Source organism: Corallococcus exercitus, from assembly GCF_003611585.1.
GTDB lineage: Bacteria > Myxococcota > Myxococcia > Myxococcales > Myxococcaceae > Corallococcus > Corallococcus exercitus.
The window spans coordinates 1-17,703 of record NZ_RAVW01000189.1 but is presented as its reverse complement, the minus strand read 5'-3'; the positions used below and the strand labels follow the sequence as shown (position 1 = coordinate 17,703).

The 17,703-nt window shown below is 72.7% G+C and carries 11 protein-coding genes; 6 read left to right on the top strand and 5 right to left on the bottom strand.

What is annotated here, in order from left to right:
- The first annotated feature begins 25 nt into the window (after window positions 1–25).
- Both D7W79_RS22680 and D7W79_RS22675 read left to right on the top strand, forming a co-directional pair.
- A complete protein-coding gene (locus D7W79_RS22680) occupies window positions 26–862 on the top strand; it encodes an SDR family NAD(P)-dependent oxidoreductase (protein ID WP_244221911.1) in 837 nt (278 codons plus the stop codon).
- Window positions 863–880: 18 nt separating this feature from the next.
- The gene (locus D7W79_RS22675; RefSeq protein WP_120527475.1) at window positions 881–1,603 is read left to right on the top strand and encodes a lysophospholipid acyltransferase family protein; all 723 of its coding nucleotides are present in this window, start codon (window positions 881–883) and stop codon (window positions 1,601–1,603) included.
- A 9-nt stretch (window positions 1,604–1,612) separates the two neighbouring features.
- On the opposite strand, the gene D7W79_RS22670 is transcribed toward D7W79_RS22675, so the two are convergent.
- The gene (locus D7W79_RS22670; RefSeq protein ID WP_120527474.1) at window positions 1,613–2,296 is read right to left on the bottom strand and encodes a hypothetical protein; all 684 of its coding nucleotides are present in this window, start codon (window positions 2,294–2,296) and stop codon (window positions 1,613–1,615) included.
- A 463-nt stretch (window positions 2,297–2,759) separates the two neighbouring features.
- On the opposite strand from D7W79_RS22670, the gene D7W79_RS22665 reads away from it, so the two are divergent.
- Together D7W79_RS22665 and D7W79_RS45800 are read left to right on the top strand one after the other, a co-directional pair.
- Window positions 2,760–4,004 (top strand): exonuclease SbcCD subunit D, encoded by a 1,245-nt coding sequence (locus tag D7W79_RS22665; RefSeq protein WP_120527473.1) that lies wholly within the window; start codon window positions 2,760–2,762, stop codon window positions 4,002–4,004.
- A complete protein-coding gene (locus tag D7W79_RS45800) occupies window positions 4,001–8,077 on the top strand; it encodes an AAA family ATPase (RefSeq protein ID WP_120527472.1) in 4,077 nt (1,358 codons plus the stop codon). Before D7W79_RS22665 ends, D7W79_RS45800 begins: the two co-directional genes overlap by 4 nt.
- A 33-nt stretch (window positions 8,078–8,110) precedes the next feature.
- Here the strand turns inward: D7W79_RS45800 and D7W79_RS22655 are convergent, their stop codons facing one another.
- Together D7W79_RS22655 and D7W79_RS22650 are read right to left on the bottom strand one after the other, a co-directional pair.
- Window positions 8,111–9,058 carry a serine/threonine-protein kinase gene (locus D7W79_RS22655; protein WP_208729806.1) on the bottom strand — a complete coding sequence of 316 codons (948 nt, stop codon included), beginning with the start codon at window positions 9,056–9,058 and terminating at the stop codon, window positions 8,111–8,113.
- Window positions 9,055–9,855, bottom strand: coding sequence for a TIGR02266 family protein (locus tag D7W79_RS22650; RefSeq protein WP_244221910.1), 801 nt, complete (start codon window positions 9,853–9,855; stop codon window positions 9,055–9,057). The genes D7W79_RS22655 and D7W79_RS22650 overlap by 4 nt, the downstream gene beginning before the upstream one ends.
- A gap of 261 nt (window positions 9,856–10,116) precedes the next feature.
- Here D7W79_RS22650 and cglD point away from each other — a divergent pair, with 261 nt between their 5' ends.
- Window positions 10,117–13,512, top strand: coding sequence for an adventurous gliding motility lipoprotein CglD (cglD, locus tag D7W79_RS22645; protein WP_120527470.1), 3,396 nt, complete (start codon window positions 10,117–10,119; stop codon window positions 13,510–13,512).
- Window positions 13,513–13,629: 117 nt separating this feature from the next.
- Here the strand turns inward: cglD and D7W79_RS22640 are convergent, their stop codons facing one another.
- On the bottom strand, window positions 13,630–15,384 hold the full coding sequence (locus D7W79_RS22640) for a M14 family zinc carboxypeptidase (RefSeq protein WP_120527469.1): 1,755 nt from the start codon (window positions 15,382–15,384) through the stop codon (window positions 13,630–13,632).
- Window positions 15,385–15,415: 31 nt separating this feature from the next.
- Window positions 15,416–16,351, bottom strand: a complete 936-nt coding sequence (locus tag D7W79_RS22635; protein ID WP_120527468.1) for an MBL fold metallo-hydrolase — start codon at window positions 16,349–16,351, stop codon at window positions 15,416–15,418.
- Window positions 16,352–16,517: 166 nt separating this feature from the next.
- Here D7W79_RS22635 and D7W79_RS22630 point away from each other — a divergent pair.
- Window positions 16,518–17,703, top strand: a 1,186-nt coding sequence (locus D7W79_RS22630) for a sensor histidine kinase (RefSeq protein WP_120527467.1), incomplete at its 3' end; no start/stop codon positions are given.

The following is a 17,703-nucleotide window of genomic DNA, read 5'->3' as shown; positions in this document are numbered from 1 at the left end:
CTGCGCATGTCTCGTGGGCTCGGAGATGTGTATAAGGGACAGGAACATGGTACTCCTGGAGGCCATGACGACTCCTCCCGTGGCGCTCATCACCGGGGGCTCGCGCGGCGTGGGCCGTGCGGTCTCCCTGCGGCTGGCCCGTGCTGGCTACGACATCGTCTCCACGTACCGGCGGGACGCGGAGGCCGCGGCGTCGCTGGCGAAGGAAGTGGAGGCGCTGGGCCGCCGCTGCCGCACGGTCGTCGCGGACCAGCTGGAGCCGGCCACCCTGCACGGTGTCTTCGACGTCATCCAGCAGGAGTTCGGCGGGCTGGACGTGTTCGTCGCCAACGCGGCGTCCACGGTGTTCACGCCGCTGATGCAGACGAAGCTGCACCAGATGGACAAGACCTTCAACGTCACGGTGAAGAGCTTCCTGTTGGGCGCGCAGCGCTCGGTGCCGCTGATGGAGGGGCGCAAGGGGCGCATCGTGGCGGTGTCCGGGATGGACTCGCGCATGCCGCTGCCGTTCCATGGCCTCCTGGGCGCGATGAAGGGCGCCATGGAGATCATGGTGAAGTACCTGGCCGCGGAGCTGACCGGCACGGGCATCCGCGTCAACGCGGTCAACCCGGGCTACATCGACACGGACTCCAGCCGCTTCTACATGGGCGACGCGTGGGACGCGCTGGAGGCGAAGGTGCAGGAGCAGGTGCCCGCGGGGCACGTGGCCCACGTGGATGAGATTGCCCGCCCCATTGAATGGCTGTGTTCGGAGGGCTCCGCGTACGTGAACGGCCAGACGCTGGTCGTGGACGGCGGTCTGGAGATCAACTACGCGATGAACTTCGCGGCGAACATGACGCCTCCGGCCTCGCGCTGAACGGACCTCCTCTCACGCATGCGCTACGTCGTCTCGCTGTGGTTCTTCGCGCTGTTCCTGGTCACCGCGCCCATCCTCTTCACGCTGGGCGCGGTGCTGTTCGTGGTGGCGTACCCGCTGGACCCCGACCGCCAGTGGCTGCACGTGCTGGTGTGCCGGTGGTGCTACGGGCTGTGGCTGCACGCCTCGCCCGGCTGGCGCGTGCGGGTGGAGGGGCGGGAGCTGTTGCCAAAGGGGCCGTGCGTCTACGTCGTCAATCACCAGTCGTTCGCGGACATCCTCGCGGTGATGGGGTTGTTCACGCCGTACAAGTTCGTGGCGAAGGCGTCGCTGTTCCGCACGCCGCTGGTGGGCTGGATGATGACGCTGCTGGGGTACGTGCCCATCGTGCGCGGCAGCTCCACGTCCATGGAGCAGCTCCTGGGCCCGTGCCGCCGCTGGCTCCGCAAGGGCATCCCGGTGCTCATCTTCCCGGAGGGCACGTATTCGCCGGGGGAGCTGCTGCCCTTCAAGCGCGGCGCGTTCCAGCTGGCGCTGGAGGAGCACGTGCCGGTGGTGCCGGTGCTGGTGCGCGGCACGCGGGAGCTGGTGGATGGGGACGGGCCGTGGATGAGCCCTCGCGCCACCGTCACCGTGAAGGTGATGCCGGCGCTGCCGCCGGAGACGTTCGGGCCGGACTCCGCGGCGCTGGCCACGCACGTGCGCGAGCGGTTCGTGGAGGCGCTCGCGCGGGCGGGGTGAGGGCCGCCTTCAGGCGTGCTCGGAGCCGGGCAGCTCTTCGTCCAGCGGCGACTCCGCGTGCGGCGGAGCGTCCAGCGCGTTCGACGCGGGCAGCGCGGGCGCGGCCTCGGTGATGGCGCGGGCCAGGTCGTGGGGCGCGCGGAGCAATGCCTCCAGCGCGGTGGCGCTCGCGGGGACTCCGCGCTGCTCCACCTGGAGCCAGCCGCCCTTGAGGCTCACGCGGCGGTGGCCCTTGAGCCCCAGCAGGCGCTGACGCACGTTCGGATCCAACAGCACGGGACGCGCTTCCGGGGCCAGCCCCTCCACCTGGAAGGCCGCGTCCAGCTCCGCGTCGCCCAGCGACTCCTCGCGCGGGGTGGCGGCGCCGGGGAGCTTGTCCTCGGGACGCTCGTGCTCCAGCAGCAGGTCCGCCGGCAGCGCGCCCTCCAGGTCCAGCCGCAGCACCGTCACGGTGTGGCGCTTCTTGCCGCCCACGCCGCCGCGCTTGCCCGTGGCCAGCAGCAGCGGCCGCCCCTGGTAGCGCCCCTGCACCTCCATCCGCCGCTCCGCGATGGACAGGCCGTGCGCCTTCGCGAACGCCTCCCACGCGGCGCGCTGGCGGCGCTTGAGCTGGAACAGCGTGGCGAGGACCAGGGCGCCCAGGACGACCAGGGACGCGAGGATGCCGAGCGGGGAGAAGACACCGGAAAGCATGGCGGCGCATTGTGCACGGGCCCCGCGACGCGGGAACCACAATCCGATCGCGGATGCACCGCCGCGCGCCGGGCAAGCTTGCTGCATGGGGTGCGTGGACCTGGGGAAGGGACGCCGCGCGCATGCAAACGTGTGGAATCCCGCGTGCCTCGCGCTGGACGCATGGCGCCGTCGCGCGGGGACTCGCGCATGCGCACGGATGGCGCAACAAGCCTCACTCCGCCGGTGCGTCCTCGCGGGTGGGGTTCTTCCTCATGCGGAGGCTCCGTGGCGCGTGGGGTGGGGAGGACGGGACGCGTCGGGCAGGCCACGAATGCAAGCGCGCGGAATGACACCCTTTTTCGACAATGTCAGAGGGGGCGGGTAAGGGAGCGAGGGCTCGCCGCTTGGAGTCGGGGTTGGGACCGGGGGAGGCTGCCCGGCCCGCACCCGCCACCGGGCCACGAGGGAGGGTGAACGCCGGATGCGCCTGCTGCACACGTCGGACTGGCACCTGGGCCACACGCTGTATGACGTCTCACGCGAAGCGGAGCACGCCGCGTTCCTGACGTGGCTGTTGGACACGTTGGAGTCCCAGGAGGTGGATGCGCTCCTGGTGGCCGGGGACATCTTCGACACGGCCAACCCCAGCGCGGAGGCGCAGGCGGCCTGGTACCACTTCATCGCGCGGGCCCGGCGCACACTGCCGAAGCTGGACGTGGTGGTGGTGGGCGGCAACCACGACTCCGCCGCGCGGCTGGACGCGCCGGATCCGCTGTTCCACGCGCTGGGCGTGCGCGTGGTGGGCGGACTGCCGCGCCACCGGGGCGGACTGGAATTGGAGCGGCTGGTGGTGCCGGTGCACGACGCGCGCGGGAAGGTGGGCGCGTGGGTGGCGGCGGTGCCGTACCTGCGGCCCTCGGACCTGCCCTCGGTGCCGGACGGGGAAGGGGACCGGCTGGTGGAGGGCGTTCGCTCCGTCTACTCGGACGTGCTGGAGGGCGCGCGGCGGCGGCGCAGGTCCGGGCAGGCGCTGGTGGCCATGGGCCATTGCTACATGACGGGCTCGGAGCTGTCGGAGCTGAGCGAGCGGAAGATTCTTGGCGGCAACCAGCACGCGCTGCCGGTGGAGCTGTTCCCGGAGGACGTCGCGTACGCGGCGCTGGGACACCTGCACAAGGCGCAGCGCGTGGGTGGCCGCGAGGGCGTGCGCTACAGCGGTTCACCGCTGCCGCTGTCGCTGTCGGAGGCGCACTACCGGCACCAGGTGCTGGTGCTGGACCTGGAGGACGGGGCGCTCCAGCAGGTGCGTCCGCTGTCGGTGCCGCGCACCACGGACATGATGCGGGTGCCGGCCCGGGACGCGGCGCCGCTGTCGGAGGTGCTGGAGCTGCTGGCGGCGCTGCCCGCGTGCGAGGCGGGGGCGCCGGAGTCGATGCGGCCGTACCTGGAGGTCTGCGTGTCGCTGCCCCGGCCGGAGCCGGCGCTGCGCCACAAGGTGGAGAAGGCGCTGGAGGGCCGGGCGGCGCGGCTGGTGAAGCTGACGCCCTTCTACACGGGCACGGGCGGAGCGCTGGCGGACGTGCGGCCGGGGCTGTCGTTGCGTGAGCGCACGCCGGAGGACGTGTTCCTCGCCCGCTACGCGCGGGACTTCAAGGAGGCGCCTTCGCCGGGGTTGCTGGAGTCGTTCCACGCGCTGCTCACGCAGGTGCAGGAGGACGCGTCGTGAAGATTCTGGCGATTCGCGGCAGCAACCTCACGAGCTTCGCGGGGGACTTCGCGCTGGAGCTGGACCGGGCGCCGCTGGACCGGCTGGGGCTGTTCGCCATCTCCGGCGCGACGGGCGCGGGCAAGAGCACGCTCTTGGATGCGCTGTGCCTGGCGCTGTTCGACCGCACGCCCCGGCTGGGCGGGCCCAGCAAGGTGCTGGTGGGCCGGGCGGACGAGGACGAGGAGGCGCGGCTGTCGGCCTATGACGTGCGCGGCATGCTGCGGCGCGGGGCGGGCAAGGGCCACGCGGAGGTGGACTTCCTGGGCAAGGACGGGCGGCGCTACCGGGCGCGGTGGAACGTGTGGCGGGCGCGCGAGCGCGCGGAAGGGCGCTTCCGGCCGCAGGAGCTGAGCCTGACGGACGTGGCCTCCGGGCAGGTGTTCGGCCGCACCAAGGGCGAGGTGCTCCAGGCGATCCAAGAGCGGCTGGGGTTGTCGTTCGACCAGTTCCGGCGCTCGGCGCTGCTGGCGCAGGGGGAGTTCGCGGCGTTCCTGCGCGCGGACGCGAACGAGCGCGCGGAGCTGCTGGAGCGGATGACGGGCACGGAGGTGTACAGCCGGCTGTCCATCGCGGCCCACGAGAAGAACGCGAAGGAGCAGGAGGAGCTGAAGCGGCTGTCGGCGGGGCTCGCGGCCATCGCGCTGATGTCGGACGCGGATCGCGAGGCGGCGCGCGTCCAGCTGGGTGACGAGGAGGCGGCGCGGATCCGCGAGGAGACGCGGCTGCGCGAGGCGGAGGCGGCCCGGTCCTGGTACGCGCAGCTCGCGGAGTTCGTGGCGCAGGAGCAGCAGGCCGCGAGCACGGTGACGCGGGCGGAGGCGGAGCGGGAGGCGGCGGCGCCCCGCGAGGCGCTGCTGGAGTCGGTGCGCGCGGCGGAGGGCTTCCGCGCGGTGGTGTCCGCGGTGGAGTCCGCGGAGCAGGGCTGCGTGAGGGCGGAGGCCGAGCAGCTGGAGCGGGCCTCGCAGGCGGAAGCGGCGCTCGCGGCGGCGGCGGCGCAGCGGCAGGTGCGGTTGCAGGCGGAGGCCGCGCGGGCGGCGGCGCTGGACGCGGAGGCGTCGGTGCGTCCGGCGCTGGAGGAGGCCGCGACGCTGGACACGCGCCGCGCGGAGGCGGAGCGCGAGGCCCGTGAGGCCGCGGAGCTGGCGAAGCAGGCGAAGGCCGCGGAGGATTCGGCGCGCGACGCGCTGGCGCTGGTGCAGGCGGCGGAGGTGAAGGCCCAGGCGGTGGTGGACGCGGCCGAGGCCTGGCGTGCGTCGCATGCGAGCTGGGAGTCCCTGGCGACGGAGTGGCCCCGCTGGCAGCGCGAGCTGGAGCGCTTCGCGGGAGCGCTGAAGGAGGAGCAGGCGGCGGGCGCGGACGCGGACCGCCTGGGGAAGGACGCGGACCGGCTGGGCAACGAAGCCCAGGCGCGCCGTGAGGAGCACCAGGACGCGGCCGAATCGGAAGCGCAGGCGCAGGCCCTGGCGACGCACGCGGAGGCCGCGCTGGGTGAGGACGGCGGCGCGGCAAGGCGTGCGCTCCGCGAAGCGCTGCTCGCGCGTCAGGACGCGCTGGGGGCCCTGGCGCTCGCGGGCGAAGGCGCGCGGGCGGAGGGCACGGCGGAGGGCGACGCGGCGGCGGAGGTGAAGGCGCACCGCGAGGCTTCGCTGCGCGCGGCGGAGGAGGCGAAGGACGCGGCGGCGCGGCGCGCGACGCAGGAGGCGATGCTCCACGAGGCGCGCCGTGCGCAGTCGCGCGCGGAGGCGACGCAGGGGCTGGCTTCGCACCGGGCCGCGCTGCACGACGGTGAGCCGTGTCCCTTGTGTGGAGCGCTCGAACATCCGTATGCCCGTGAGGGTTCCGCGCTGGAAGGACTGGTCGCGGAGGCCGCGGCCCGGGTGCTGGAGCTGGAGTCGGCGCGCGATGCCGTGGCGAAGCAGGAGAGCGCGGCGAGCGTGCGGCAGGCGACGGCGGACACGGCCGCGACCCAGGCCGAAGGCCGGCGGGACACGGCGGCCCGCAAGCGCACGGCGCATCGCGAGTCCTGGCGCGCGGCGCGCGAGCGGTGGGCCCGTGCGGCACTGCCGGGTGAGGACTCGGCAAGCTCGTCCGATGCGAGGGCTTCACGCGGGACGCAGCAGGGCGCGCTGGACGCAGGCGCCGATGTCGCGAACGCGAACGCCCAGCGCTCAAGCTCGTCCGATGCGAGGGCTTCACGTGGGACGCAGCAGGGCGCGCTGGATGCAGGCGCCGATGCCGCGAACGCGAACGCCCAGCGCTCAAGCTCGTCCGATGCGAGGGCTTCACGCGGGACGCAGGGCGCGCTGGATGCAGGCGCCGACGCCTCGAACGCGGACGCCCTGTACTCCGTCTCCGCCAACGCCTCGCCCCCCGAGGATGCGGAAGCCCCCGTCGCCCAGGGATGGATCCGCGCCGCGCAGGAGGACGTGCGCGTCCGGCTCGCGACCCTCCGTGAGGAAGAGGCTTCCGCGGAAGCCCGCGCCAGCGCCGCGCGTGAGGCCCGGGCCCTGCTGGAGACCCGGCGCACCCGGCGCGAAGGCGCGGCCGAAGCCCTTCGCAAGGCCGAGGATGCCCAGGCCCGCGCGGCCCAGTCCCACCGGGATGCGCTCCTTCGCCGGGACACCGCCCGCGATGCCCGGCAGCGCGCCCTCACCGAGGTGTCGCCTCCCTTCGCCAGTGAGACTGCTCCCTGGAAGGAAAAGCTCGCCGAGGACCCCGTGCGCTTCCAGGGCCAGTGCCTGGCGCGCGTGACGAAGTGGCGCGAAAAGCTCGCGGAGCTGGAGGCCGCCCGCAGGCGCCTGGAGGAGGAGCAGGGCCGCCGCGCCCGCGAGGAGGTCCGCCTCCAGTCCCGTCACGAGGACGCGGAGACCGCCGCCCACCGCGCGAGCCTCAAGGACGCGGCCTTCCAGGAGGCCTCCAGGGCCCGCGCCCGGCTGCTCCATGGCCGCTCCACGCAGGAGGTGCGCGCGGAGGTCCAGGCGCGGCTCGACGCCGCCCAGGCCGCCTACGAGCGCGCCCGCGAGGACTCCGAAGCCCTCCAGCAGGCGGAGAAGGTGGCCACCGCCCGCGCCGAGGACGCCGTGCGCCTTCGCACCGAGGCCGTCCGCGTCCTCGACAGCGCCCAGGCCGTCCTCGCGGAACGCCTCGCCGGCCACGGCACCACCCTGGAGGAACTCAAGGCCCTGCTGTCGCGCGGCGCCGCCTGGTGCGACGCGGAGGCCCGCGCGCTCAATGCCCTGCGCGAGTCCGTGGCCCAGGCCCGCGCCATCCTCGTGGAGCGCCGCGAGCGCCGCGAGCGCCATGAGTCCTCCGGGCTCCCCACGCTGGCGGAAGCAGACGTCGCGGACCTCTGCGAACGCCTGCGCACCGACGTCGAGGTGCGCCGCCGCGCGGAGGCCCTGCTGCGCGCGAAGCTGGACACCGACGACGCCGCCCGCGCGCGCCATGGCGCGGAGGCCCGGGCGCTGGAGCTGCGCCGCGCCGACGCGGAGGTCTGGAAGACGCTGGGCGACCTCATCGGTTCGCACGACGGGAAGAAGTTCAAGGTCTTCGCCCAGAGCCTCACCCTGGACGCGCTGCTCCTGCACGCCAACGCGCACCTGCGCGAGCTCGCGCGCCGCTACCGCCTGGAGCGCGTGCCCGGCCACGACCTGGACCTCCAGGTGGTGGACGGCGACATGGGCGACGAGGTGCGCAGCGTGGCCAGCCTCTCCGGCGGCGAGAGCTTCCTCGTGTCGCTGGCGCTCGCGCTGGGCCTGGCCTCGCTGTCGTCGGAGACGACGCAGGTGGAGACGCTCTTCATCGACGAGGGCTTCGGCACCCTGGACCCGGAGACGCTGGAGGTGGCGCTGGCCACGCTCGACGCGCTCCAGGCCACCGGCCGCCAGGTGGGCATCATCTCCCACGTCAGCGGGCTCGCCGAGCGCATCGGCGTGCAGGTGCGCGTGGTGAAGCAGGGCGGCGGCCGCAGCAGGCTCGTCGTCGAAGGCGACGCGGGCATCGTCGTCCCTTCGGATCAGCAGGTGGCGTGACGCCCGGGCCGGGGGACTTCACGCCCCCGGCCTTCAGCCCGTCACCGGCTCCGCGCCCATCAGACCGCGCACCACCGCGGCCACGGCCAGCGGCGTCGCCACGCGGTCGTCGCTCAGTGCCGCCAGCGCCCGCGCGAACTGCTCCGCCGAGGAGAAGCGCTGCGACGGGTGCGGCGCGAGCGCCCGGTCCAGCACCAGCGCCAGCGGATCCGACACCTCCGGCGCCACCATGCGCACGGGCGTCACGCGCAGGCCGCGGATGGAGGCCTCGACCTCCTCGGCCGTTCCGTCCGGATAGGGTGACTCCAGCGACAGCAGCTCGTACAGCAGCACCGCCGCCGCCCACAGGTCCACCGCCACGGAGACCTCGCCCGCCAGCAGCTCCGGCGAGCGGTAGTTCTGCTTGCCCACGCGGCGCGGATCCAACGCCAGGCCCGCGCGCGAGCGGGCCACGCCGAAGTCCGCCAGCTTCACCTCGCCGCCGCGCGACAAGAGCACGTTGTGCGGGGACACGTCGCAGTGCACCACCGCCAGCGGCAGGCCCTTGGAGTTGGTGGCCGCGTGCGCGTGCGCCAGCGCCTCCAGCACGTGGCGCACCATCATCACGGAGAGGTCGATGGGCAGCTCGATGCGCCGGCGCCGGCACTGCGCCAGCACGCGCCCCAGGTCCGTGCCGTCCACCAGCTCCAGCGCCAGGTAGGGCCCATCCGCCAGCTCGCCGTACTCCCGGAAGCCCACGATGTGCGGATGCACCAGGCACCGCGCCAGCTCCGCCTCGTGCAGCAGTTGCTCGCGCGCCTCCGCGTCCCGCAGGCGCTCCGGCCGCACGCGCTTGAGGGCCACCTCCTCGCCCGCCAGCGGCCCCTGGAGCATCCGCGCGCGGAACACCTCCGCGTTGCCGCCACGCCCCAGCCGCGACAGCAACTGGAAGCGCCCCAGGTCGCGCGGCCACTCCGGCGTCGGGCCTTCCTCCAGCGTCACGCCTTCTCTCCCACCAGGCTCGCCAGGTACCCGTCCAGCGTCGCCGCGAAGGTGGCGTCGTCGCTCAGGAAGGCCAGCCCCACGCCCCCCGTGTACGGCGCGTCCACCACGTGCACCACCAGCGCCTCGCCCTGCAGCCGCTGGCCGTTGGGCAGCTTCACGTCCACCGTGACGACGCTGTCCTGCGGCGGGCGGTGCGCCGTGCGCACGAAGAGGCCGCCGTTGCTGATGTTCAGCGCGTGCTCGCGCACGAAGTCCAGCTCCGTGCGGAACTCCATCTCCAGCTTCACGGCGAAACGCCGGGCCCTGCGCTGCGGCTCGTCTCCGGAGCCCGAAGGCGAACCCGACGACGACGGATCCGCGGACGCCTCCGTCTCCGGCGCGCGGTACGACTCGCCTCCGCTCCCGGTGTGGGTGGCCGGCGGCGCGGGAGGCGCTTCGGCGGGCGGCGTGGACGGGAGCGTGGGCGCGGACGCGGCGGGCAGGGGACCTCGCGCGGACAGGGCCTCCAGGTGCTGCCGCAGCTCCTGCGCGGCCTGCGTGCGCTCGGTGCCGGAGAACGGCGTGCCGCCCGCCAGCGTGCGGGAGCGCAGCGCGTCCCGCTCCGCCTTGGGCAACCGCCACAGCTCCACGAACGTGCCGCCGCTCTTGCGCACTTCCTCGCCCAGCCGCTCCACCGCCGCGCGCGGATAGCCAGGCACGTCGACCTTCACCTCCAGCGCGCCGGCCTCGTCGCGAAATGCCACCACGAGCTGCATGGACTGCGCGGACGGCATGAGCGCGCCCAGGCCTTCCACCACGGCTGCCGCCTTCTCAGGCGAAGCCGCTTCCCCCCATACCGCCGCAAGACCGAAGACAGGCACGGAGCGGACGATAACCGAGCCCTCCTGGCCCCCGTAAAGACAGTGCAGTCGGAAACAGGCGACAGTGGTGGACGCCAAGTTTACGAATCGTGATGTCCTCTCGGCCCGAGGGCGTACCTACATCGGAATCAGACGCGCGTCCCTCTATGCTGTCGGGTGTTCTCCGTAACCCCCCTTCTCGGAGTGCAGACCCGTATGCGCAATTGGATCCGACTCTTCTCCGGCACGCTGCTGGCCGCCACGCTCATGGCGGGCTGTGGCGGCAGCGACCCGGACCCCGACCCTGGCACCGACCCCAATCCCACCACCGACGGAGGCAACGACGGCGGCAACGACGCGGGCTTCGACGCGGGCTTCGACGCCGGTTACGTCGAGGACGCGGGCGTCATCGTCGACCCTGATCCCGACCCGGGCGAAGTCACCACCGACCCTTATGATCCGACCAACGCGACGAAGGATTCGGACTGCGACGGCCTGTCGGACCAGGAGGAGTTCTCCACCGTCTACACCGGTGGCCTGAAGACGAACCCCGGCCTGCGCGACTCGGACGGCGACGGCATCCGCGACGGTGTGGAAGTGGGCCGCACCACGAGTGTGAATCCGGCGTGCTCCTTCTACCCGGATCAGGACCCCTCCTCGCGCACCTCGCCGGTGAAGGCAGACACGGACGGGGACGGACTGCCGGACGGTCTGGAGGACTCCAACCGCAACGGCAAGCGCGACCTCACGGAGACGGACCCCAACACCGCGGACTCCGACAGTGACGGCCTGACGGACGGCGTGGAGGACGCGAACAAGAACGGCTCGGTGAGCCCCGGTGAGACGGATCCGCGCCTGCGCGACAGCGACGGCGACGGCCTGCCGGACGGCCTGGAGAAGCAGACCGCCACGGATCCGCTCAAGCCCGACACCGACGGCGACACCTGCTCGGACGGCGCCGAGGACGTGAACAAGAACGGCAAGTACGACTCGGGTGAGACGAACCCGCGCGTGGCGGACTGCGCCGCGTCCGTGCCCGACGCGGACTTCGACGGCATCCCCGACTCGGTGGAGATCGCCACCGGCACCGACAAGAACAAGGCCGACACGGACGGCGACGGCGTGGCGGACGGCGTGGAGGACACGAACAAGAACGGCCGCGTGGAACCCGGTGAGACGGATCCGCGCCTGACGGACACCGACTGCGACGGGCTCCAGGACGGCGCCGGCCGCGACGGCTTCCTCGGTGAGGACCCCAACTCCAACGGCCAGGTGGATCCCGGTGAGTCGGACCCCACCAACCCGGACACCGACGGCGACGGTCTGCTCGACGGCGTGGAGCGTGGCGTGACCACGGCCGCGGCCCCGCGCAACAACTGCGGCTACGCGGGCGACGCGGACCCCACGACGAAGACGGACCCCAACAAGGCGGACTCCGACGGCGACGGCATCCCCGACGGCGCGGAGGACTCCAACCAGAACGGCCGCGTGGACCCGGGCGAATTGAACCCGCTGGACCCCAAGGACGGCGCGGCCACCACGCCCGCCGGCAAGGCGTGCAGCGTGCAGAACCTGCGCACGGTGACGTTCAAGGAGGACAGCGGCGCGGACCTGCGGCTCGCGCTGCCCAACACCTTCAAGAGCGCCAACCTGGTCAACCTCACGGCCAACGGTCAGACCGTGGGCGTGATGGGCTGGGACGACACGAAGCAGGTGACGTTCATCGCGTACAAGCGCGGCCAGGTGGGCTCCTCCACCACGCCCGCGGGTGACGAGTCGGGCATCCGCACCGGCGCGGCGCTGCTGGCGCCCGCGGACGTGGAGTTCACGCAGACGTTCACCACCTGGGACGGCTTCCCCGCGGCGGTCGCCCGCTACGGCGTCACCGGCACCACGGAGCTGAAGGCGTTCACCAACTCGCTGGCGCGGCAGCTGGCGCCCACCAGCGCGGGCGCCTTCACCGGCGCCACGGGCGTCACCGGCCCGTTCAAGATTCAAGCGCAGTACGTGCACCGCTCCAACGGGAGCGTGGTGGCGGTGCTCGCCATCACACCGGCGGCCCTCTACAACGAGTCGGGCAGCCTCTTCACGATGGCGGACACGGCGGGCGGCTCCGCGCTGGCGCAGTTCGGCGACGCGGACGCGGTGCAGTGTGAGGTCTTCACCGGCAACACCGCGGTGGTGGACTTCCTCTTCGTGGTGGATGACTCCGGCTCCATGGCCTCGTCGCAGACCTTCCTCGCCGGCGCGGCGGCGGCGGTGGCCAACAAGCTGGCCAACGCCACGCTGGACTGGCGCCTGGGCATGGTCACCACCGCGTACACCGGCAGCGGTCCCAACAACGGCGTGCTCCGCGCGTTCACGCAGAACGTCGACCAGTTCAAGGCGTGGCTGACGCAGAACGCGACGTGCAACACCACGTCCAAGGCGTGCGCGGTGAACGGCACCACGACGCTGCCCAACACCACCTGCGCCAGCGACAAGGAGTGCTGGGTGGGCCTGGGCGGTGACGGCGCCGAGCGCTCGCTGGAGGCGGCGCGCAAGGCCATCAACGACCTGACCGCGACGGGCGGCACCGCGGCGACGCGCATCCGTCCGGGCGCGAAGGTGGTGGTGGTCGTCCTCACGGACACGCGTGACCAGTCCGCCAGCACCGTGGCGGACTACACGGCGTACTTCCTCAACACGGGCAGCGTGGCGGGCTCGACGAAGAACCCGGTCAACGCGCCCATCCAGATGCACGGCATCATCTGCCCGCCGGACGGCGCCCGGTGCAACAAGGACGAGGACAACACGAACCCGCGCCACCTGGACGTCATCCAGGCCTCGGGCGGCGTGTCCGGCAGCATCCGGGACAACACCTCCATCACCAACACCATCAACGCCATCGTGGACAGCGTCATCGCGTCCGTGGGCTACAAGACCATCAAGCCGCCGATTGGCGCCTCGATGAAGGTGGCGGTGGCGGAGGTGGCGGATGCCTCCCTGTGCCCCAGCATCGGGGACCTGCCGCGCAGCCGCACCCACGGCTTCGACGTGGACGGCATCAACCGCACCGTGTCCTTCTATGGCGCGTGCCGTCCGAAGCAGTCCGGTGTGACGCAGGCGGCGGTGTCGTACCGCTACTGGATCGACCGCACCGCCAGGGCGGAGGGCAACCCGCCGCCGTGCTCGTCCGACACGGAGTACTACAACCCGAACGACCCGGATTACTGCGACGGCAAGCTCGTCTGCAACCGCACGACGGACAGGTGCGAGTGCCCGGCGGACTGCGGTGGCACGGCGCCCGCGGGCCAGGTGTGCAACACCGACCGCAAGGTGTGTGACTTCACCTGCGCGCCGGACTGCGGCGGCACGTGCGGCACGTTCGAGACGTGCAACACGGCCTCCTGCTCGTGCAGCTGCGTGCAGTCCGCGACCTGCGCGGCGGGCTACAAGTTCGACGCCAACGCCTGCGGCTGCGTCTGCGACACGGGCGCGCTCAACTGCGGCACCGGCTTCGGCGCCGACCCGGGCCTGTGCGCCTGCGTCTGCAAGCCGGACTGCGGCGGCTGCGGGCCGGGCTTCAAGTGCAACGTCAGCGCGTGCGCCTGCGAGAAGCCCATCGGCTAGGCCTGAATGAAAACGCGCTCCCGGTGCCTCATGGACCGGGAGCGCGGCGGTGATTCCGAAGCCCCCGCTCCGCGACGCCCCCTCGAGGGGAAGCGGGCCGGGGGCTTCTTCTTGCCGCTACTTCACGGGCGGCGCGCTGGCGGTGCGGTACACGGGGTAGAGGCCCAGGCGCTCGTCCCAGGTCGGGTGGCGCTCGGCGAAGAAGCGCAGGCGGGCGCGCGGGTCCTTGGCGAAGGCGGGGTCCTTCAGCCGCTCCTGGAAGGCGGCCTTCACGCCCGCGTCCTTCGCGAGCAGCTCCCGGGCCCAGGGCTCCAGCACGTAGTCCTCGATGTATTCCTTCTGCTCGAAGTGGGCGTTGAAGAAGCCCCACGCCAGGAGCGAGTCCGGCCCCGCGGGCTCGAAGAGGTGCGCCACCAGCTGCACGTTCTTCTGCGCCACCGGCACGTAGAGCGTCCCCACGGGCAGGTCCTGCGTGTCCGGCTTCCACTCGCCCTTGGCGGTGAGGCCCTGGTGGCTTTCGTTGGAGCGCGCCTGGAACTGGAAGTCCTTCGAGCGGAACGACTCCACCTTCGCGGCGGGCACCGCGCGGGGGAGGCGCTGGAACGCGATGCCGTGCGCGGCCAGCTTGGGCGCGACCCACGCGGCGTGCGCGGCGGACACCAGGTAGCCGCCCGCGGGCAGCGTCGCGGTGAGGGCGGGCTGGATGTCCGGCGCGTACGGCACCTTCCACGTCTGGGGCTTCGTGTCGTCGTAGCGGATGTACGGCTGGCCGGAGATGTCCGACGGGCCGCGCTCGTAGGCGTAGCCCTTGAACTCAATCGTCTCCCGCTTGGGCGTGCTCTCCCAGCCGAGCACCACCTCGCGCACCTGCCCGGCCTCGGCCTTCTGGTCCTCCGCCTTCACGGCGGCCTGGAGCGCGGCGCCGTCGCGGGACACGAGCCGCAAGAGCCCCTCCAGCACGTCGCGGGTGGTCTTCACGCGCTCCGCGTAGGGCTTCCAGGAGTGCGTCTCCACGAGCACGCCGAAGCGGTGGTGGATGGACCAGAAGCCATGGCTGAAGCGCGGCGGGGGGACGCCGTAGGCGAAGCCGCTGGTGGGGTCGTCGTCCTGGAGGAAGGACGGGTAGAAGCGCAGCGGCTGGTGGCCTGCGGCGGTGAGGCCGGTGAAGAGCTCGTCCACCAGCTTCGTGCCCAGCTCGCGCAGCGCGGGCGGGCCTGACTTCTGGGGCTCCACGCCCACGGACACGTCGGGTTCGAACTTCGCGCCGTCGGTGACGTGCAGGTCCACGTAGACCAGCGGATCCCACGCGTTGAGGTACTTGAGCAGCAGCACCATCTCCGGTGCGTCCGCCTTCACGTAGTCCCGGTTGAGGTTGAGGTTCTGGCCGGTGACGCGGAAGCCCATCTCCTCCGGGCCCACCTGGTTGGGGCGGTGGTTGGGGTTGAAGCGCTCATGGCCGTCCACGTTGAAGACGGGGACGAAGACGGCGGTGACGCCCTTGAGCAGGTCCGGCACGGACGCCCGGTTCTGGAGCGCGTCGCGCAGGAGCCAATAGCCCGCGTCCTTGCCGTCGATTTCACCCGCGTGGATGCCGCCCTGGAAGAAGACGACGGGACGCCCCTTCTTGCGCGCGGCGTCCGCGGTGAGGGTGCCATCGGGGCTGACGACGAGCGCCACCATCGGGCGGCCCTCTGGCGTGGTGCCCAGCGTGTCGCAGCGGGCCTTGCCGGGGAACGCCTTGGGGAAGGCGCGGCAGAGCGCCTCTGCTTCCGCGTAGCGGCCGGTGCGCTTCCAGCCGCTCTGCTCGGAGAGGGTGGTGAGGGGTGGTGGGGCCTGCGTGAGGACCAGGGCGGCGAGGGTGGGCAGGAGCATGCCTGCTTGAGACCACAAGCCCCGCCAGCGCTCAACCGTGGCGCACGGTGTGTGTGCCGCCCACCGGCAGCACGTGCACGCGGTCGCGAGGCCAGCCCCGGCGCAGCCACTCCGCGTCCAGGCGGACGGGGGGCTCGTCGAGCGGCTCGTCGGTGAGCTTGAACGTGCCCCAGTGCATGGCGAAGAAGGCCAGCGCGCCCAGGTCCTCGAAGGCCTGCACCGCCTCCTCCGGGTTCATGTGCTGCAGCCGCATGAACCACGCCGGGTCATAGGCGCCAATGGGCAACAGCGCCGCGTCCAGCTGGGGGAACCGGGCGCCAATCTCCTTGAAGCCCTGGAAGTAGGCGGTGTCGCCGGAGTGGTAGACGCGCGCGCTGGAGCCCTCCACCACGAAGCCGCCCCAGAGCATCTCGTTGGCGTCGTTCAGGCCGCGGCGGCTCCAGTGCTGGGACGGCACGTAGTGCACGCGCACGGGGCCCACCTGCGTGGACTCCCACCAGTCCAGCTCATGGAAGGACAGGCCCTGGCCCTGGAACACCGGCGCGTGGCCCAGGCCGGTGATGACGCGGGCGCCCACCTGCTTGAGCGTGGGCAGGTCCAGGTGGTCGTAGTGGTTGTGGGACACGAGGCTCGCGTCGATGCGCGGCAGCTTCTCCACCGGCACGCCGGGCGGCACGTTGCGGCGGATGACGACGTTGATGGCGTCGCGCAGCACCGGGTCGATGAGCAGCGACACGCCATCCAGCTGCACCAGCCAGCTGGCGTGGCCCAGCCACGTCAGGCGGGCGCCCTCGCCCGGGGCGGGCGGGGTGGCGAGCACGGCCAGGTCCGGCTCCACGTGCGGCACCACGGCGCGCGCGGGCGAACCGCGGCGCTTGCCCAGGAGCTTGTCCGTGACGGCCCACTTGAAGACGCGGGTGAAGGCCTGCGGTCCGCTGCCATCCAGGTTCTTGAAGCGCATCGCCATGAGTGGTTCCCGGCAACGGGGGTCCCCCAAAGATGGGCCCGCGCCTCCTCGGGCGAGTCATGCTCGGCCGGAGGGGAGGGGCGCAAGGGGAATGCGGGACCGGACGGTCCTTGGAAGACATGGGCCGGGCGCGGGCCCGGGGCCGCGCCGTATAAGAGGGCTTCCCATGGGACCTGTCTCCGGCACCACGACCCGCAGGGTGTTGCTCGCGTTCGGCGCGCTGGTGGCGCTGTTCGCGGCGGCGTCGGGCTATGCGCTCGGCCGGCTGTCGGACATCCATGAGGGCACCCATGCGCTGCGCGAGGTGGGCGGCCGGGCGCGGGAGGCGCGCGAGCTGGCCACGGCGGTGCGGGACCAGTACGCGCACCTGGCGCACACCATCATCCTGGGCAACGACAGCCACCGCCGCTTCCACACGGAGGCTCGCGCGCGGGTGGCGGAGCTGACGCGGCGGCTGGCGGAGCACGCGCGCGACGCGGACGAGCGCGCGGCGGTGGCGGACATCCAGGCGTCGGGCGACGCGCTGGACACGCTCTACCGGGACACGCTGCTGCCCGCGGTGATGGCGAAGGACGCTCCCGCGGTGGAGGCGGCGCATGGGCGGGCGCTGGAGTGGGTGTCGCGCATCCAGGCGCGGGTGGACGCGCTGACGGCGGACTCGGACGCGTCGATGGCGGCCTTCGAGTCGCACGTGGGCGCGGTGGAGCGCGACAGCTTCCGCTGGGCGCTGCTGCTGCTGGGCGGGGCCACGCTGTTCGCGGCCGGGGTGGGCGTCTACATCGGCAACTCGGTGGCGCGGCCGGTGGCGCGGCTGTCGGAGGGCGCGGCGCGGCTGGCGCGCGGGGACCTGGACGTGCGCATCCCGGAGGACGACCCGGGGGAGCTGGGGCACCTGGCCGCGCAGCTCAACCGGATGACGGGCGCGCTGCGGGAGCACCAGGCGCGGCTGGTCCAGCACGAGAAGCTGGCGGGCATCGGCCGGCTGGCGGCGGGCGTGGCGCATGAAATCAACAACCCGCTGGGCGTCATCCTCGGCTACGTGCGGCTGTTGCAGCGGCGGGCGGAGGGCGCGCTCGCGGAGGACCTGCGCGTGGTGGAGGAGGAGGCGGTGCGCTGCCAGGACATCGTGGAGGGGCTCCTGGACCTGGCGCGGCCGGGGCGCGGGCCGCTGGAGCCGGTGGCGCTGCGCGGCGCGTGCGAGGAGGTCGTCTCCCGCCTGCGTGAAGCCACGCGCCTGGGAACGGCAGCGGTGGAGGTGCACGGCGAGGGCACCGCGTGGGCGCAGGCGTCCAGGTTGCGGCAGGTGCTGCTCAACCTGGTGAAGAACGCGGCGGAGGCGGCGGGGGAGGGAG

What these genes read in the sequence shown, in the direction of transcription:
- D7W79_RS22640 (WP_120527469.1), bottom strand. Translation starts at nt 15,384, where the DNA reads ATGCTCCTGCCCACCCTCGCCGCCCTGGTCCTCACGCAGGCCCCACCA.
- D7W79_RS22635 (WP_120527468.1), bottom strand. Translation starts at nt 16,351, where the DNA reads ATGGCGATGCGCTTCAAGAACCTGGATGGCAGCGGACCGCAGGCCTTC.
- D7W79_RS22675 (WP_120527475.1), top strand. Translation starts at nt 881, where the DNA reads ATGCGCTACGTCGTCTCGCTGTGGTTCTTCGCGCTGTTCCTGGTCACC.
- D7W79_RS22670 (WP_120527474.1), bottom strand. Translation starts at nt 2,296, where the DNA reads ATGCTTTCCGGTGTCTTCTCCCCGCTCGGCATCCTCGCGTCCCTGGTC.
- D7W79_RS22665 (WP_120527473.1), top strand. Translation starts at nt 2,760, where the DNA reads ATGCGCCTGCTGCACACGTCGGACTGGCACCTGGGCCACACGCTGTAT.
- cglD (WP_120527470.1), top strand. Translation starts at nt 10,117, where the DNA reads ATGCGCAATTGGATCCGACTCTTCTCCGGCACGCTGCTGGCCGCCACG.
- D7W79_RS22680 (WP_244221911.1), top strand. Translation starts at nt 26, where the DNA reads ATGTGTATAAGGGACAGGAACATGGTACTCCTGGAGGCCATGACGACT.